The sequence below is a fragment of the Acinetobacter sp. SWAC5 genome (genome assembly GCF_003419885.1).
GTDB classification, from domain to species: Bacteria; Pseudomonadota; Gammaproteobacteria; order Pseudomonadales; family Moraxellaceae; genus Acinetobacter; species Acinetobacter cumulans.
The window spans coordinates 77,655-93,466 of the sequence record NZ_QUWR01000010.1 but is presented as its reverse complement, the minus strand read 5'-3'; the positions used below and the strand labels follow the sequence as shown (position 1 = coordinate 93,466).

Annotated in this window: 14 protein-coding genes; 5 read left to right on the top strand and 9 right to left on the bottom strand. The window is 40.9% G+C overall.

All coding sequences use genetic code 11. The annotated features are described in order from the left end of the window. Positions 1 to 12 precede the first annotated feature (12 nt). The 8 genes from benE to DYI81_RS09005 all read right to left on the bottom strand — a co-directional run bounded on the left by benE (position 13) and on the right by DYI81_RS09005 (position 7,669). Positions 13 to 1,245 (bottom strand): benzoate/H(+) symporter BenE, encoded by a 1,233-nt coding sequence (gene benE, locus DYI81_RS09040; protein ID WP_117007369.1) that lies wholly within the window; start codon positions 1,243 to 1,245, stop codon positions 13 to 15. A gap of 47 nt (positions 1,246 to 1,292) precedes the next feature. After that, complete coding sequence (benD, locus tag DYI81_RS09035) at positions 1,293 to 2,078, bottom strand: benzoate diol dehydrogenase BenD (protein ID WP_117007368.1); 786 nt, start codon at positions 2,076 to 2,078, stop codon at positions 1,293 to 1,295. Positions 2,079 to 2,117: 39 nt separating this feature from the next. Further along, the gene (benC, locus tag DYI81_RS09030) at positions 2,118 to 3,134 is read right to left on the bottom strand and encodes a benzoate 1,2-dioxygenase electron transfer component BenC (RefSeq protein WP_106984379.1); all 1,017 of its coding nucleotides are present in this window, start codon (positions 3,132 to 3,134) and stop codon (positions 2,118 to 2,120) included. An 86-nt stretch (positions 3,135 to 3,220) separates the two neighbouring features. Continuing rightward, the gene (gene benB, locus DYI81_RS09025; RefSeq protein ID WP_106984378.1) at positions 3,221 to 3,730 is read right to left on the bottom strand and encodes a benzoate 1,2-dioxygenase small subunit; all 510 of its coding nucleotides are present in this window, start codon (positions 3,728 to 3,730) and stop codon (positions 3,221 to 3,223) included. Next, positions 3,727 to 5,124: a benzoate 1,2-dioxygenase large subunit gene (gene benA, locus DYI81_RS09020; RefSeq protein ID WP_117007367.1), complete on the bottom strand. Its 1,398-nt coding sequence runs from the start codon at positions 5,122 to 5,124 to the stop codon at positions 3,727 to 3,729. Before benA ends, benB begins: the two co-directional genes overlap by 4 nt. Before the next feature lie 93 nt (positions 5,125 to 5,217). After that, positions 5,218 to 6,138 carry a catechol 1,2-dioxygenase gene (catA, locus tag DYI81_RS09015; protein ID WP_106984376.1) on the bottom strand — a complete coding sequence of 307 codons (921 nt, stop codon included), beginning with the start codon at positions 6,136 to 6,138 and terminating at the stop codon, positions 5,218 to 5,220. 110 nt (positions 6,139 to 6,248) lie between these two features. After that, positions 6,249 to 6,539, bottom strand: a complete 291-nt coding sequence (gene catC, locus DYI81_RS09010; protein WP_106984375.1) for a muconolactone Delta-isomerase — start codon at positions 6,537 to 6,539, stop codon at positions 6,249 to 6,251. Between the two features lie 20 nt (positions 6,540 to 6,559). Next, positions 6,560 to 7,669, bottom strand: a complete 1,110-nt coding sequence (locus DYI81_RS09005) for a muconate/chloromuconate family cycloisomerase (protein ID WP_106984374.1) — start codon at positions 7,667 to 7,669, stop codon at positions 6,560 to 6,562. A gap of 115 nt (positions 7,670 to 7,784) precedes the next feature. Here DYI81_RS09005 and DYI81_RS09000 point away from each other — a divergent pair, with 115 nt between their 5' ends. The 3 genes from DYI81_RS09000 (at position 7,785) to DYI81_RS08990 (ending at position 11,816) form a co-directional block, all read left to right on the top strand. Next, entirely contained in the window at positions 7,785 to 8,699 is a 915-nt protein-coding gene (locus tag DYI81_RS09000; RefSeq protein ID WP_106984373.1) for a LysR family transcriptional regulator, read from the top strand. 330 nt (positions 8,700 to 9,029) lie between these two features. Continuing rightward, a complete protein-coding gene (locus tag DYI81_RS08995; RefSeq protein WP_117007366.1) occupies positions 9,030 to 10,400 on the top strand; it encodes an MFS transporter in 1,371 nt (456 codons plus the stop codon). A gap of 123 nt (positions 10,401 to 10,523) precedes the next feature. Beyond that, the gene (locus tag DYI81_RS08990) at positions 10,524 to 11,816 is read left to right on the top strand and encodes a DcaP family trimeric outer membrane transporter (protein ID WP_171356342.1); all 1,293 of its coding nucleotides are present in this window, start codon (positions 10,524 to 10,526) and stop codon (positions 11,814 to 11,816) included. Positions 11,817 to 11,917: 101 nt separating this feature from the next. Here the strand turns inward: DYI81_RS08990 and DYI81_RS08985 are convergent, their stop codons facing one another. Continuing rightward, the gene (locus tag DYI81_RS08985; RefSeq protein WP_117007364.1) at positions 11,918 to 13,333 is read right to left on the bottom strand and encodes a PLP-dependent aminotransferase family protein; all 1,416 of its coding nucleotides are present in this window, start codon (positions 13,331 to 13,333) and stop codon (positions 11,918 to 11,920) included. A gap of 182 nt (positions 13,334 to 13,515) precedes the next feature. Here DYI81_RS08985 and DYI81_RS17930 point away from each other — a divergent pair, with 182 nt between their 5' ends. Together DYI81_RS17930 and DYI81_RS08975 are read left to right on the top strand one after the other, a co-directional pair. After that, positions 13,516 to 13,674 (top strand): hypothetical protein, encoded by a 159-nt coding sequence (locus DYI81_RS17930; RefSeq protein WP_165382470.1) that lies wholly within the window; start codon positions 13,516 to 13,518, stop codon positions 13,672 to 13,674. A gap of 368 nt (positions 13,675 to 14,042) precedes the next feature. Beyond that, on the top strand, positions 14,043 to 15,671 hold the full coding sequence (locus DYI81_RS08975) for a long-chain-fatty-acid--CoA ligase (protein ID WP_117007363.1): 1,629 nt from the start codon (positions 14,043 to 14,045) through the stop codon (positions 15,669 to 15,671). Positions 15,672 to 15,812 lie beyond the last annotated feature (141 nt).

The window sequence follows — 15,812 nt, the reverse complement described above, 5'->3', positions numbered from 1 at the left end:
TACGTACCTATACTATAAAGTTTTAGAATCTGTTGAGCCTGTCATAGCTGTTTGAGAGGCTATTTTTGTACTCGGTTTACTTAAAAGCAAATGCGCAATAATCCCGATACAAATCCCCCAAAAAACTGAACTCAGCCCCATAAAATGCATGCCTGAAGCTGTTGCTAAAAATGTAATTAGCGCCGCATCTCTTTGACTTTCATCTTTCATCGCCACGGATACATTGGTGGCAATTGCGCCTAAAAGCGCTAGACCTGCAAGGGCTGCAACGAGTTCTTTAGGTAATAAGCTAAAGAGCAAAACAATGCTTCCAGCAAAGAGACCACCGAAGATGTAAAAAATGCCGTTGGCAATTCCTGCGATGTAGCGTTTGTCTTTAAGTTCATGTGCATCTTTACCCATGCATAAAGCAGCAGTGATGGATGCGAGAACTATGGTGATTGCGCCGACACATGCGACAGCTAATGACGCTAAGCTGGTCACGGTAATAATGGGTTTGGCAGGTGTGTCATAACCGCTGAGTTTCATCATGGCCATGCCTGGTAAAAATTGGCCTGAAAGGCTGACTAAAATCAGGGGAAGGGCTAAATTAAGTAAGCTGTTGAGTGTCCACTCAGGGCTAATACACTGCGGAATGGCTAAACTGAAGTGGATGTCGACAGGGTTCATTTTGCCAAAGATTAAACTGAGGACTACGCCTGTCACGAGTACCCAAAGCATGCTATAGCGCGGGTTGAGTCGTTTTGACACTAAAAAAACCAACAGCATGCCAAATACAATCAAGGGCATACTGTCGGTGGCATTAAACAGACCAAGTCCAAACTGAAATAAAATACCTGCCATCATGCCTGCAGCGATGGATTGCGGAATCCATTTTAAAAGTTTGTCGAAATAACCTGTTAATCCAATAATTAAGATCACAATTGCTGCCGTAATGTAGGCAGCGACGGCTTCATTCAAGCTAATATTGGGAAAAAGCGTGACTAAAAGTGCCGTGCCGGGTGCAGACCAAGCAGTAATCACAGGTACTTTGTATTTGATGGATAAAAAAATACCTGCAACTGCTGCACCAATAGAAATACCCCAGATCCATGAGATCATCATCTCAGGTGCAACATCTGCTTTCTGTGCAGCTTGAAAGAAGATAATTAATGGCCCTGAATAGGAAATCAGCACAGCTAAAAATCCTGCAACAGTTGCTGAAAGTGACCAATCTTCTTTTAATGTTTTCAACAGGGTCGCCATTGTTGTTGCCTCCATGCTTTCAAAAATGATCCTGAAATCGATCAGCTTTAGCCCTGATCACCGCCGCCTACTGGAACGACAGTTCCGGTCATATAAGATGATTCATCGGATGCTAAAAATAAGATCGCATTCACTTGCTCTTGAATCGTGCCGTACCGCCCGAGGAAAGTACGGTCAATGGTTTGATCAACCACTTGCTGCATCCATTGCTTTTCATCATCCGATAATGGATTGGCATTGCGTGGGACTTTACGTGGCGGCGCTTCTGTACCGCCAGTTGCCACAGCATTCACTCGGATACCATCTTGAGCATGTTCAAAAGCAAGTGCAGCCGTTAAGCCATTTACGCCACCTTTGGACGCAGAATAGGGCACACGGTTAATTCCACGTGTCGCAATAGACGACACATTGACAATCGTACCGCGCTGATTTTCGATCATTTCAGGTAATACCGCACGGCAGCACCACATTGTTGGAAACAGTGAACGGTTCACTTCTTTGATGATTTCATCTTCAGAAAACTCCTGAAATGGTTTCATCCAAATTGCACCGCCTACGTTATTGATCAGCACATCTACACGGCCATAGGTTGCAATGGCTTGGGCTACGACGAATTCTGCACCTGCAAAAGTCTCAAGATTGGCTTTAACAATAATGGCATCGCCATCATGCGCTTCAATTTCAGCCAGTGTTTCTTCCACATAGTCAGAAAGATCGGCCAATACAACTTGAGCGCCTTCACTTGCAACTTGTAAAGCCACACCGCGTCCAATACCTTGTGCTGCACCGGTCACAATGACCACTTTATTTTCAAAACGGTTGTTATGGTTCATTTATGTCTCTACCTCTATATGTCTAACGTAGTCAGATGCTTAGTTCGCAGAGAATTTTTCAAATAAGAAACTAGCAGGTTTAATGTTTTCACCATCTAACCAACCACGTACAGCTTCTACCATTGGCACAGGGCCACATAGGTAGACATCAACATCACCCGCATTTAACCATTCGTTTTCAATATGGTTGGTCACATAGCCTTTGCGTTCATGCTTAGATTCAGGGCTTGCCACTACCGTGCGGTAGTCAAACCAATTGAACTTTGCTTTTAAGGCATTGAGTTTTTCTATGGCAACAAGATCGAAGTCATTGGTCACACCAAAGACCAAACGAACAGGGTGTTCTGCGCCTTTTTCTTCTAAAACTTGCAGCATGGACATAAACGGGGCAATACCTGTGCCGCCTGCAAGCATCAATACAGGGCGTGCCACATTACGTAAGTAAAAACTGCCAAAAGGGCCGGTAAAAGTCATTTTGTCGCCCGCTTTGGCATTGACGCTTAAAAAGTCACTCATCTTGCCGTTCGGCACGTTACGTACCACAAAACTTGTCAGACGGTTGCCCGGTTTTGAGCTAAAAGAATAAGAGCGTGTTTCAGTCGTTCCAGGAATGCCGACATTGACATATTGGCCCGCAAGGAAGTTGATATCAGGCTGACCTTCATCGAGTTGAATATCAAATGTAATGGTCGAGTCAGATAGGTTGTCTACACTGACCAATGTACCTTGTAAGGCTTTAATTTCAGTTTTACAGACATCTGAAGTGGCTTGAATTTGGAAAACTGCATCAGAAGTCGGTTTACATTGGCAAGCCAAGATATAACCTTCAGCCGCTTCTTCAGGTGTAAGGGCATCTTCAATATAGGTTTCTTCAGGCATATCAAAGCTGCCCGATTCACAGAATGCACGGCAAGTACCACATGCGCCATCACGGCAATCTAGCGGAATGTTAATTTTTTGACGGTAAGCAGCATCAGAAAGCGTTTCACCTTGTGCAACTGAAATAAAACGCGTAACGCCATCTTCAAATTGAAGTGCAACATTGTGGTTTGACATGGCTGAATATCCTTTTAAAAATCGGTGTAACTGAGACCTTTCAGCCAAATATCCTTCTGGCTGAAAGGTGACATTGCTGTCTATACTTAGAGGTGATAGATATCGATGACTTGATTGATGTAATCATTTTTCAGCACCACGTATTTACTTAAGATTTGCGGCTGTTCTGCTGAAAAGTCGATTTCATAACGTGACATGCCAAAGTAGCTGTAATTGGTTTTGTAACGGAAACTCAAGGTGTTCCAGTTAAAACGCACAGTGACTTTAGTGCCATCACGCTCAATGACTTCGATATTATTAATGTGGTGACTGGTACGGGTATCAGGCATGGTTGCTGATGAGCGTTCAGTCTTAATTCGAAAAACGCGGTCTTCTAAACCTTGACGGTCAGGGTAGTAAATTAATGAAATTTCAGACTGAGGGTCGGTCGTTAATTTGTCGTCGTCGTCCCAAGCTGGCATCCAAAATGAGGCCGATGGGGCATAGCACTCGATCCAATCGTCCCATTGTTCATCATCTAAAAAGCGTGCTTCTCGGTAGAGAAATTGTGCAATAGTTTCGAGCGTGATCGCATCTTGTTGAACGGCTGCATTCATGCGCTTTCTCCCATTGCAGAAGCTTCAATTTCTGCCAATTCCTTTTCCGCTTGAATGGCATGCTTCATCATTTTTAACCAATATTGATGCTGTGCAAGATACAAACCTTCATCTTCAGTTTTAATACCGCTGAGGATTGGTTTGAGTCCAATTTCATTGGCGGCTTCATCTGGGCCTTGAATCCAATGTTTTGAACCGCGGCACATATCGTTCCATTCCAGTTCAATGCCTGCATAGCCGGCTTGGCAGGCACGGAATTCTTCTAGATCATCTGGTGTTGCCATGCCTGAGGCATTGAAGAAATCTTCATACTGACGGATACGGCGTGCACGTGCATCTGGCGCTTCACCCACAGGGGCAATACAGTAAATCGTCACTTCAGTTTTATTGACTGAAATTGGACGCAACACTCGGATTTGTGAACCAAACTGATCCATCAAATACACGTTTGGATATAAACAAAGATTACGTGAACGCTCGATCATCCATTTCGACATCGGTGCGCCAAATTTCTCGGTATATTCTTCAGCTTTAACATAGTTTGGACGGTCTTCTGGGTTTGCCCATTGTGTCCAAAGCAACATGTGGCCATGTTCAAAGCCATACGAGCCACCGCCTTGTTTACCCCAAGAGCCTGCGCTCATGGCACGAATGTTATCGGCTGCTTGCGCTTCTTTACGGTGCTGTGTGGTTGCTGCATAGTTCCAATGCACCGCAGACACGTGGTAACCATCTGCGCCATTTTCGGCAGTCAGTTTCCAGTTGCCTTCATAGGTATAAGTTGATGAACCGCGCAGCACTTCAAGGCCTTGTTCGGATTGGCCGACGATCATGTCGATAATCTTGCTGGTTTCACCTAAGTACTCTTCTAGTGAAGGCACATCAGGGTTTAAGCTGCCAAATAGGAAACCTTTATAACTTTCAAAGCGTGCAACTTTCTTTAAGTCATGCGAACCATCTTGGTTAAAACAGTCTGAATAACCTGCTTCAGATGGATCTTTGACTTTCAGCAATTTTCCTGAGTTGTTAAATGTCCAGCCGTGGAAAGGGCAAGTGTAAGTTGCTTTGTTGCCTTTTTTATGACGGCAAAGCTGTGCGCCGCGGTGTGAGCAAGCATTGATCATGGCATTCAGTTCACCTTGGCGGTTACGCGCAATGATGATCGGCTGACGGCCAATATAGGTGGTGTAGAAATCGTTATTATTTGGAATTTGGCTTTCGTGTGCCAAGTACACCCAGTTGCCTTCAAAGATGTATTTCATCTCTAGGTCAAACAGGGCTTGATCTGTAAATACAGAACGATGAAGTTTAAATTCACCACTTTCAAAATCGTCTACAAGTAATTCATCTATACGATCGAGGTGGCTGGTATTTATGACTGGAATACGTGGCATATCCTTTCTCCAACTTTCCAAATTTGGGGGAAGTCACACAGATGTCATGACAATGTCATCCTGCAGACATCTGAGTTTCCTAATCTATGGGTATTAAGCGCTAGCGCGACGGCGGTCAACTTCTGTTGATGGAGCTTCTGTTTGCTCTTTCACCAACTCAACATTGAACGTGATGTGTTTAAACGGTTGGTTTAAACCACGGCGGGTAATTTCAGCTTCGTCAGTGACATCAACAGCCGTTGCAACGAGACCTTCACGGGTTGCAAAAGCGAAGTCGTCCCATAGGTATTGATCACCTTCGATGTTGAATTGAGTCGTTAGCTTGCGGTAGCCTGGTGCAGAAATAAAATAATGCACATGAGATGGACGGTTGCCATGACGGCCAAGTTTGTCTAATACAAATTGTGTTGTGCCTTCAGGCGGACAGCCATAGCCAACAGGCATCGTTGTTTGTGCAATATATTTGCCGTCTTGATCACTAAAAATTGTGCGACGTAGATTGAAGTCAGATTGTGACTTATCAAAGAAAGAGTAGTTACCTAAGCTGTTGGCATGCCAGATTTCAACTTTTGCACCTTCAATGATATTGCCTGCAGTATCCTTCACTGTACCTTCAATAAATAAAGTTGGAATCTTATCTGTTTCAGTACCATCGTCCATACGAGCAAAGCCAACAGATTCAGGTGCACCTGCAACATAAAGCGGGCCTTCAATGGTACGCGGCGTACCGCCTGTAATACCTGCTTTGGCATCTGCTTCATCGGCACGTAAGTCTAGGTAATGTTCTAGGCCAAGGCCTGCTGCCAATAAGCCTAATTCATTGGCCTGACCTGCATCGGTAAAATATTCCAAACCTTTCCACAGTTCTGATTGTGAAATATCTAAGTCTTCAATGGCCTGAAATAAATCACCTAAAAGGCGTACAACAACTTGCTGAACACGTGCATCTACAGGTTTGGTTGCCGTATCTATATTCATTGTTTTGACTAAAGTATCAATGTCTTGACGGTTCATACTATTGCTCCTTAAGTATGTTTTTTGGGTGGCTGATGTGATTTTTATAATTTCACTTGGCTGCCACATTCCTTGTTAAATAACCCTTAGGATGTGATTGACTGTTTTAATTAACTGTCATTGTCACGGATAGAAGATGGATGACGGTTTAAAGCCATTACTTCAATATTCATGTAGGGATATAGCGGTAGACCCTGCAAAATGTTGTGCAGTTCTTCATTGCTTTCCACATCAAAAATACTGATGTTCGAGTACTGGCCTGTAATACGCCAAATGTGACGCCACTTACCTTGAGTCTGCAATTCTTGTGAATAGGCTTTTTCTACAGCCTTAATTTCATTTGCTTTTTCCGCTGGCATGTCCAGAGGAATATTCACGTCCATTCGTACTTGAAAAAGCATGTGAAGCTCCTGATTTAAGTTTATTTGCGACGCAAGTTATCAAGTTTGTCTTGATCTAACTCAATGCCTAAACCTGATGTTTTTGGCACAGCAAGTTCAAAATTTTGATATTGCAAAGGGGTTTTTAAAATTTCTTCGGTAAGCAACAACGGGCCAAAAAGTTCTGTTCCTGCGGCCAAATTTTCAAAGGTTGAAAATAAATGCGCAGATGCAATTGTCCCGATAGGGCCTTCTAACATGGTGCCGCCATAAAGATCGATTCCTGCCAAATTGGCAATGGTGGCAACATCTTTAGCTTCTAAAAGTCCACCAGACTGCGCAACTTTGACTGCAAATACGGAGGCGGCATTGGTACGTGCAAGGCGATACGCCGAACTTGGACCCATTAAAGATTCATCCGCCATAATGGCAATATCGAAACGGCGACTTAGGCGTTGCATGGCATCAATATTGTCAATTGCACAAGGTTGCTCAATGAGATCAACACCACCATCTTGTAAAAGCTGTATGCCTTTAAGGGCATCAAGTTCTGACCACGCACGGTTTACATCTACGCGAATCGAAATATCTGTACCTAAAGCTTGTTTAATCGCAAGCACATGCTCAACATCTGCTTCTACAGGACGTGAACCAATTTTGAGTTTGAATGTATTGTGACGTTTAATCGCTATCATTTTTTGCGCTTCGGCAATATCTTTGCTGGTATCACCAGAAGCCAACACCCAAAGCACAGGTACACTTTCACGTAAACGGCCACCCAATAACTCCGATAGCGGTAGATTCAAACGCTGTGCTTGAATATCTAAAAGTGCAGTTTGAATGGCGCATTTCGCAAAACGGTTACCGTTAATATTTTTTTTCAACACGCGCATAATTTGCGCAATGTTGTGTACTTTTAAAGTTTTAAGTAATGGTGAAAAATAAGTGTCAATATTGGTTTTGATGCTTTCAGGACTTTCTTCACCATAACCTAAGCCACCAATGGTGGTTGCTTCGCCCCAACCGACAAATCCATCTTCAGTGGTAATTTTAATTAGAACCAAAGTTTGGGTTTGCATCGTCGCCACCGCCATTTTGTGTGGGCGGATGGTCGGGATTTCGACTAAAAGTGTTTCGACTGATTTGTACATGTTTACTCTTCGCAAACTTGCGTTTCATGGCTCTTGTGATATACCTTAAAAGAATAAAATTTGACTGTCGAAGATCAAATTTGCATTTTTATATACATAAAAGGTATGGAATTGAATGGAACTCAGACACCTTCGCTATTTTGTTGCAGTTGTAGAGGAGCAAAGCTTTACCAAAGCTTCTGAAAAATTATTTATTGCTCAACCGCCTTTGAGCCGTCAAATTCAGAACCTTGAAGCAGAGCTTGGTATACAGCTTTTTGAGCGTGGAAGCCGCCCATTAAAGACCACGGAAGCAGGGCAATTTTTCTATCAGCATGCTGTTAAACTTTTGTCTAATGCTGAAGAAATAAAAACCATGGCACAGCGTATTGGACTGGTCGAAAAAACAGTGACAATGGGTTTTGTAGGCTCTTTGCTTTATGGTTTATTGCCCAAAATTGTGTATTTGTTTCGCAAGCAACATCCAAATTTGAAAATTGAGCTCATTGAAATGAGCACCAAAGACCAAATTTCGGCTTTAAAAGAGGGGCGTATTGATGTTGGATTTGGACGGTTAAGAATTTCAGATTCAGCTGTGCGTCGGGTCTTATTAAGAGAAGAACCTTTAATGTTGGCCGTACATGCCAGCCATCCTTTAGCCGAGCAAGCACAAGGCGTGTATTTGGCAGATATTGTCGATGAACATATGTTTTTATATCCAAGCCATCCAAAACCCAACTTTTCCACACAAGTCAGACATTTGTTTGCTGAACATAGTTTAGACCCCAAAAATTTAAAGGAAGTCCGTGAAATTCAGTTGGCGCTAGGGTTGGTGGCAGCAGGAGAAGGTTGCTGTGTAGTGCCTGAAAGTGCACAAACCATTAAATTTCCGCATTTACATTATTTACCTATCCTTGATGATTCGGCGGTGAGTCCTATTTTTCTTGCTATTCGAAGTATGGATGAAAGCGATGATATTCGCTCCTTATTTGATTGTATTTATCAAGTATATGACTTAGAAGCGATTAGCTACGACAGAGCAACCATTTAATCATTGAGAAAATGTATAGAATGCTTATATTAAAATAATTAAAAATAAACCGTAAATACCTTTTTAATTACGTGAAATATATATTTTAAGGCAAATCTAATATTGATTTTAGATTTGCTTTTTTTATGAATCAGTTTAGTAAAGCACTTCGAATTAAAAATATTTTTTTGCTATTTTTTATGGCTTTTAGTGACTTAATTATTTGTTTCAAAGAAAGAAATTTAGGCTTTACTTTAAAGGTATAAATATAGAGCTCATCAGTTTTGGACATAAAAACACCTTTGCTTCATTGTTTTTGTGAATAAAAAATTCACAAGCAGGAGGCTTAGCGTGAATACACAACAACTCAATATCAATTCGATTGTAGATGAAGCCAAGTTTAGCCCATTTCATTGGGGCGTATTAATTTGGTGCTTACTGATTATTATTTTTGACGGTTATGATCTGGTCATTTATGGCGTCGCTTTACCACTTTTGATGCAAGAATGGTCGCTCAGTGCAGTACAAGCAGGGTTATTGGCCAGTACAGCACTCTTTGGCATGATGTTTGGCGCCATGTCATTTGGGACTTTGTCAGATAAATTAGGACGCAAAAAAACCATTATGATTTGCGTTGGGCTGTTTAGTGGCTTTACCTTTTTGGGTGCATTTGCTTCTAATCCCATTGAGTTTGGCCTACTACGCTTTTTAGCTGGCCTTGGCATTGGTGGTGTAATGCCGAATGTGGTTGCACTCATGACTGAATATGCACCTAAACGTATCCGCAGTACCTTAGTTGCACTCATGTTTAGTGGTTATGCCATTGGTGGTATGGCTTCTGCATTACTCGGGGCTTGGCTGATTGCCGATTATGGCTGGAAAATCATGTTTTATATCGCATGTATTCCATTTTTAGCTTTACCCTTGATTTGGAAGTTTCTACCCGAATCGCTGATGTTTTTGACCCAAAAAGGCCAAACAACAGCAGTTGCAGAAATTGTGCAAAAAATTGCACCCGAACAAGCTGTCACAGCACAAACGCAGTTTGTCTTAAATGAAAGCAATAGCAATGAAGCACCATTTAAGGCTTTATTCCAGCAAGGTCGTACCTTTAGTACCATCATGTTTTGGATTGCATTTTTCATGTGCTTACTCATGGTGTACGCACTTGGTAGTTGGTTGCCTAAACTCATGATTCAAGCAGGCTATTCACTTGGTGCAAGCATGCTGTTCTTATTTGCACTCAACATCGGTGGTATGGTTGGCGCGATTGGTGGCGGGACATTGGCAGATAAATTCCACTTAAAACCTGTATTAAGCATTATGTTTACTGTTGGTGCGATTGCGCTGGTGTTACTTGGTTTTAATAGTCCTCAATTTGTATTGTATTTGCTCATTGCGGTTGCAGGAGCAGCGACTATTGGCTCGCAAATCTTACTTTATACCTTTGTGGCACAGTTCTATCCAGCTGCTGTCCGTTCGACGGGTATGGGTTGGGCATCAGGTATTGGTCGTATTGGTGCAATTGTCGGGCCTGTACTGACTGGGGCATTACTCACCTTAGAATTACCACATCAAATGAATTTTCTTGCGATTGCAATACCAGGTGCAATTGCTGCAATTGCCATATTTTGTGTGAACTTAAAGGCATCTGTAGATGGTGTAACGAGTACGCATACTTCATCAGAAAAAGCCACGCCAATCAAAAGTACCGCACATTAATTTAAATACACACTGACATGACACATTAAGTTTATATATTGATTTGAAAGGTAAAAATCATGGGTTTAATGTGTCAATGAAATGGAAAATGGGGTTATACCCAAACTCAGGATGAATCAAAAAATGTTAAGTTTCAAATTAAACCGACTTGTCATAGCATGTGCGTGTAGTTTCCCAATAATGAGCTTTGCAGCCTCAACTACCGATGCCGAAATCCAACAGCTACGTGACGAAGTAAAAGCTTTAAAGCTATTAATGCAGCAATATGCGCAGCAACAACAGAGCAATCAACAAAGCTTGCAACAGATACAAGCCAGCACGGCTAAAATAAATACTGAAAATACACCTGCATTAAAAGTGGAAGGAACGCGCCTCAAAACCAAAGCAGGTGCAGAATTGACCTTTTATGGCAATGTGCGAGCCGATGCGTCATACCAAGCGGAAGGCGGTAGCGCAACGCGTTTATACAATCAAATAAATACAGTGCCATTAACGGGTAATAATGAAAGTTCAGATCGCTTAAAAGCTTCGCTTGCTGCCACACGTTTAGGCTTAGACTTTAAAACGGATACATCTGGCAAAGATATTAACGCTAAACTTGAGGTCGACTTTTTAGGTACCAATGATGCACTTCGTATTCGTCATGCCTATATGAATTATGGCAATTGGTTAATTGGTCAAACATGGTCAAACTTTGCCGTACCTGATTATATGCCTGAAACAATAGATGCTTTAGGGTATGTTGGTGGTGCAGTCAAACGAACTCCACAAGTCCGTTATAGCCACAAATTCAGTCCAATCACCAATGTTGTATTGGCGGCTGAAGATGCAAAGGATGAAAGTTCAAATATGCGTTTACCTGCTTTAACTGCACGCTTAAACCATCAACTGAATGAGCGCGTACAACTCAGTGCACGTGCAATGGGCACAGAGAAAAAAACGGATACCGATGCTGAAATGGCATGGGGTGTTGGTTTAGGTGCAAAATGGGATGTGACCGACAAAACGATGATTAAGGCAGACTATTACCATGTGAAGGGCGATAGTAGTTTTGTCTCTTGGAGTAACCAAGGTTTTGTTACGAATGCCAATAAAGACATCATTGCTAGGAATGAATTTGACTCGATCACTTTAGGTATTACACAGCAATTTAGTCCACAACTACGAGGCACACTCGGTTATGGTTATATGAAGGCTGATCAAAATGATGCGTATATCAATGCATTAACGGATAAAACCAAAGCCAATAAAGACTTATGGCAAGCTTGGGCCAATCTTTTTTATAGCCCAATTAAACCGATCAGTTTAGGACTAGAATATGTTTATGGTGAAAGAGAAGCCTTTGCTCCCGCACCAAATGGTAGTCAAACAGGCACAGACAATCGAGTAAATGCTGTCGCAATGTATAACTTCTAGTCGATTTAATCGCTTAGCTTAAGCCTATAGTTTTACAATAAAAAATCTAAATATATAAAAAGCCTGTATTGATGCAGGCTTTTTAGTTTTTAAGTCAAAATTTAGGAACGCAATTCACTATGTTGATGTATGGATAGACATAATTGTTGCATAGCATATTGCATCGTATCGTTCCATTCAAAGGAACAGTTCAGACGGATATAATTTTGTGTGCTTTTTTCTAGCCGAAACAAAACACTAGGTGCTATGCCAATATTTTGTTTTAAAAGATTTTCATAAATTTTAAAGCTGTCACAGTGTTGGGCTAGTTCAATCCAGAGGAAATAACCGCTGGCAAAAAAATGAATTTGGCAATCTACAGGTAAATGCTGCGCTAAATAATCATAAAATACTTGTTTGTACTGAGCTAAACGACTACGCAAATGACGTAAATGTTTTTCATAATGATGGTGTGACAAAAAGTCGACTAAGGCATTTTGCACCAAGGGACTCACTGAAACTGTACTCATAAGTTGCAAATGTTGAATCGCATCTGAAAATTGACGAGCATGAACCCAGCCTACACGTGTGCCCATACCGAGTGTTTTGGAAAAAGTAGAGCAATGTAATACACGTTGATGTCGATCAAAATAAGTCATGGGTAAAGGTTTATGTTTGCCGTAGCTTAATTCTGCATAGACATCATCTTCAATCAAATACACTTGATAGTGATGTAAAAGATCTGCAATTTTTTGCTTAATCGAATTTGGCACTGTATAGCCCACTGGGTTTTGCACATTCAACATGAGCCAGCAGACTTTAATCGGGTACTGTTTTAGCGCTTGCTCAAAGGCAACAAGATCAAAACCATGTTCGGCATCTGTAGGAATGGTGACCACTTCTAGACCTAAGCGTTCAGCTGCTTGCCATGCACCATAAAACACGGTGTCTTGTAATAAAATAAAATCCCCAGGCTGTGTGAGAGCCTCTAAGGCCAAATTAAGGGCGTTCAAAGCTCCTGATGTAATGACAATGTCATCTGTTTCGCATTGCACACCTTGTAAAATATAGCGATTTGCAATGATTTGACGTAATGCATGATTGCCTGGTGGCATATTGTCACTGTTTAAATAGCTATGCTTACGTTTTGCATGCTGTGCTAAAAGTTGCATAAATTTAGGGTTATACAAAAGCTCAGGGTTTGGAAAGGCTGAACCAAAAGGCAATATATCGCTGTGCTGTATACTTTTTAAATAACGAAAAACCGTAGAGTTGATCTGAATTTGTTTGCTGTGTTGCATCTGAGTAAGCGGTGGGTGTATGAAAGATTTAGGCTGAGAAACATAGTATCCCGACTTATCTTTGGCATAAATTAAGCCTTTAGCTTCAAGTATTTGATAAGCATTTAAAACAGTAATAAGGCTATAACCCGAAAGTTGGGCTTGCTCACGTAAAGAAGGCAGTTTCTCGTGGGGTTTCCACTGACCATTTTCAATAAATTGCTCAATGCTATGGGCTAATTTTTCAGACTTAAACATGCTACAGCCTAAATATCTGTATCTATAATTTAACTAAAATAACTTATTTTTAATATATTTAAAGGGATTTAATGCCAATTAACCTTAACTGTTATATTTTTTTAATGTATTTCTGTATCTAGCCCAAGGGATTGTTGGCTTTCATAATGAGTTATCACTTCATTGAGTTTACAGGTGAGTCTATGAATCAAAAGCCCCAAGATAAAGCACCACAGTATGCGGATAGCAGTCTTTCAGACAAAGCTTTTAAAAATATGATTATTTGGTTTGCGATTTATGCAGGTTTATTTTGCCTTGGTGTTGCGATTGCTGTGAATGCAGACAAAATTAATATGGGCTAAACAAAACCATTAAGCCAGCATAATCATTTTTAACTTGCTCTCATTCTGCTAAAAAAGCTCAATAGTGTTGAGCTTTTTTTTAGTTGCCTATTTTTAGCTAAATTTTTTACTCAATGAGATTTTCAGACATTAAATTGGTGTAAAAGATCATTTTCAAACGCTCTATTCTAATTTAAAAATAGTTACGCAAATAAGCACTTGCACACTTTTGCAAAAAAGCTAGTCAAAATGAATAAACTAAGTTAAATATAAAACTGAGCAAAATGCATAGCGACGTATTTTGACTGACGAACTTTTATAAAAATCACTGAAATATAAAACCCAATGATGGGCAAATGGAAATAACAACATAGCATAAGGAGCACGGCATGCTTGGAAATATGATGTTTCAGCCACTACTGATTAGTAGCATGATTGAACATGCTGGACGTTATCATGCGGACAGTTTAGTCATTTCAAAAAATACCGATTTAAGTATTACTGAAACGACGTGGGGAAAAATACACGATAACTCCAAACGTTTTGCCCAAGTATTACAATCCTTTGGTTTTGTTTTAGGTGATCGTGTCGCTACGATCGCATGGAATAACCATCGACATTTAGAATCGTGGTATGCCATTTCGGGGAGTGGGTTGGTCTGTCACACCATTAATCCACGACTTTTCCCAGAGCAATTGGTATTTATTATTAATGATGCAGCTGATAAAGCGCTTTTATTTGATAAAACATTTTTACCACTGATTAAAGCCGTTAAGCCCTTACTAAAAAGTGTAGAACATTATATTTGCTTAGATGCACCTGATGATGCTGTACGTGAAGCCATTCCAGATGTTTTATTTTATGATGAGTTAATTGCAGGTCATTCTGCACAATTTACATGGCCCGTGATTGATGAACTTAGCGCCAGCTCATTGTGCTACACATCAGGCACTACAGGTAATCCAAAAGGCGTACTGTATAGCCACCGCTCAACTGTATTACATAGCTACGCGATTAGCATGCCAGATTCCTTAAATATCTCTGCACGTGATGTCATGATGCCAGTTGTGCCAATGTTTCATGTCAATGCTTGGGGAACGCCTTATGCAGCCGCGATGGCAGGCTGTACCTTGGTACTGCCAGGGCCAGGCTTAGACGGTGCAAGCTTAGTGGGTTTAATTGATCGCTATAAAGTGAGTGTTGCCTTAGGCGTACCAACCATTTGGCAAGGTCTCATTAATGCAGCGCAACAATCAGGTAGCCAGCTTACAAGCTTAAGCCGTAATGTGGTGGGGGGATCGGCTTGCCCACCTGCGATGCTAAAAGCATTTAAAGATCAGTTTAACTGTGAAACCATCCATGCTTGGGGAATGACGGAAACCAGTCCTTTAGGTTCTGCCAACCAATTTAAAGCCAAGCATATGGGCTTATCTGACGAAGAAAAATTGCAGGTTCGTCTTTCTCAAGGTCGTCCACCATTTGGTGTCGATTTAAGAATTACCGATGAAGAAAATGGGACCCATGAAGTCAGCCGTGATGGTGAAACCACAGGCAATTTACAAATCAAAGGTCATTGGATTATCAAAAACTACTTTGCTAAAGAAAACAGTGTCTTAACTATTGATGGTTGGTTTGATACGGGTGATATTGCAACCTTAAATGAAGATGGCTACCTTAAAATTAGTGACCGCTCTAAAGATTTAATTAAATCTGGTGGTGAATGGATTTCATCTGTTGATTTAGAAAATCTAGCCATGGGGCATCCTAAAATTGCGATGGCGGCTGTGATTGCGGCAGAGCATGAAAAATGGGATGAACGACCTATTTTAATTGCAATTAAAAAGCCTGATGTAGATTTAAATGAATCAGAGATTCTTGATTTTTATACCGATAAGGTAGCAAAATGGCAAATTCCAGATAAAGTAATTTTTGTAGAGAGCATTCCACTAAGTGGTACTGGAAAAATGCTGAAAAAAGATTTGCGTGAGCAGTTTGGTAAAGTGCTATTAAGTACTTAAGTAGTGCCAAAATTACGCATTTAATCTAAGCCCACAATGCTATACCCCTTGGTATGGCATTGTGGTTTATTAATATTTCACCATGAAAATTATTGAATTGGGCTTGGTGAAGTTTGCAGTTTTTTTAAAGTTTAAATTTTA

Coding starts and splice junctions, on each gene's coding strand:
- benE (WP_117007369.1), bottom strand. CDS start 1,245: ATGGCGACCCTGTTGAAAACATTAAAAGAAGATTGGTCACTTTCAGCA.
- benD (WP_117007368.1), bottom strand. CDS start 2,078: ATGAACCATAACAACCGTTTTGAAAATAAAGTGGTCATTGTGACCGGT.
- benC (WP_106984379.1), bottom strand. CDS start 3,134: ATGTCAAACCACAATGTTGCACTTCAATTTGAAGATGGCGTTACGCGT.
- benB (WP_106984378.1), bottom strand. CDS start 3,730: ATGAATGCAGCCGTTCAACAAGATGCGATCACGCTCGAAACTATTGCA.
- benA (WP_117007367.1), bottom strand. CDS start 5,124: ATGCCACGTATTCCAGTCATAAATACCAGCCACCTCGATCGTATAGAT.
- catA (WP_106984376.1), bottom strand. CDS start 6,138: ATGAACCGTCAAGACATTGATACTTTAGTCAAAACAATGAATATAGAT.
- catC (WP_106984375.1), bottom strand. CDS start 6,539: ATGCTTTTTCAAGTACGAATGGACGTGAATATTCCTCTGGACATGCCA.
- DYI81_RS09005 (WP_106984374.1), bottom strand. CDS start 7,669: ATGTACAAATCAGTCGAAACACTTTTAGTCGAAATCCCGACCATCCGC.
- DYI81_RS09000 (WP_106984373.1), top strand. CDS start 7,785: ATGGAACTCAGACACCTTCGCTATTTTGTTGCAGTTGTAGAGGAGCAA.
- DYI81_RS08990 (WP_171356342.1), top strand. CDS start 10,524: ATGTTAAGTTTCAAATTAAACCGACTTGTCATAGCATGTGCGTGTAGT.
- DYI81_RS08985 (WP_117007364.1), bottom strand. CDS start 13,333: ATGTTTAAGTCTGAAAAATTAGCCCATAGCATTGAGCAATTTATTGAA.
- DYI81_RS17930 (WP_165382470.1), top strand. CDS start 13,516: ATGAATCAAAAGCCCCAAGATAAAGCACCACAGTATGCGGATAGCAGT.
- DYI81_RS08975 (WP_117007363.1), top strand. CDS start 14,043: ATGCTTGGAAATATGATGTTTCAGCCACTACTGATTAGTAGCATGATT.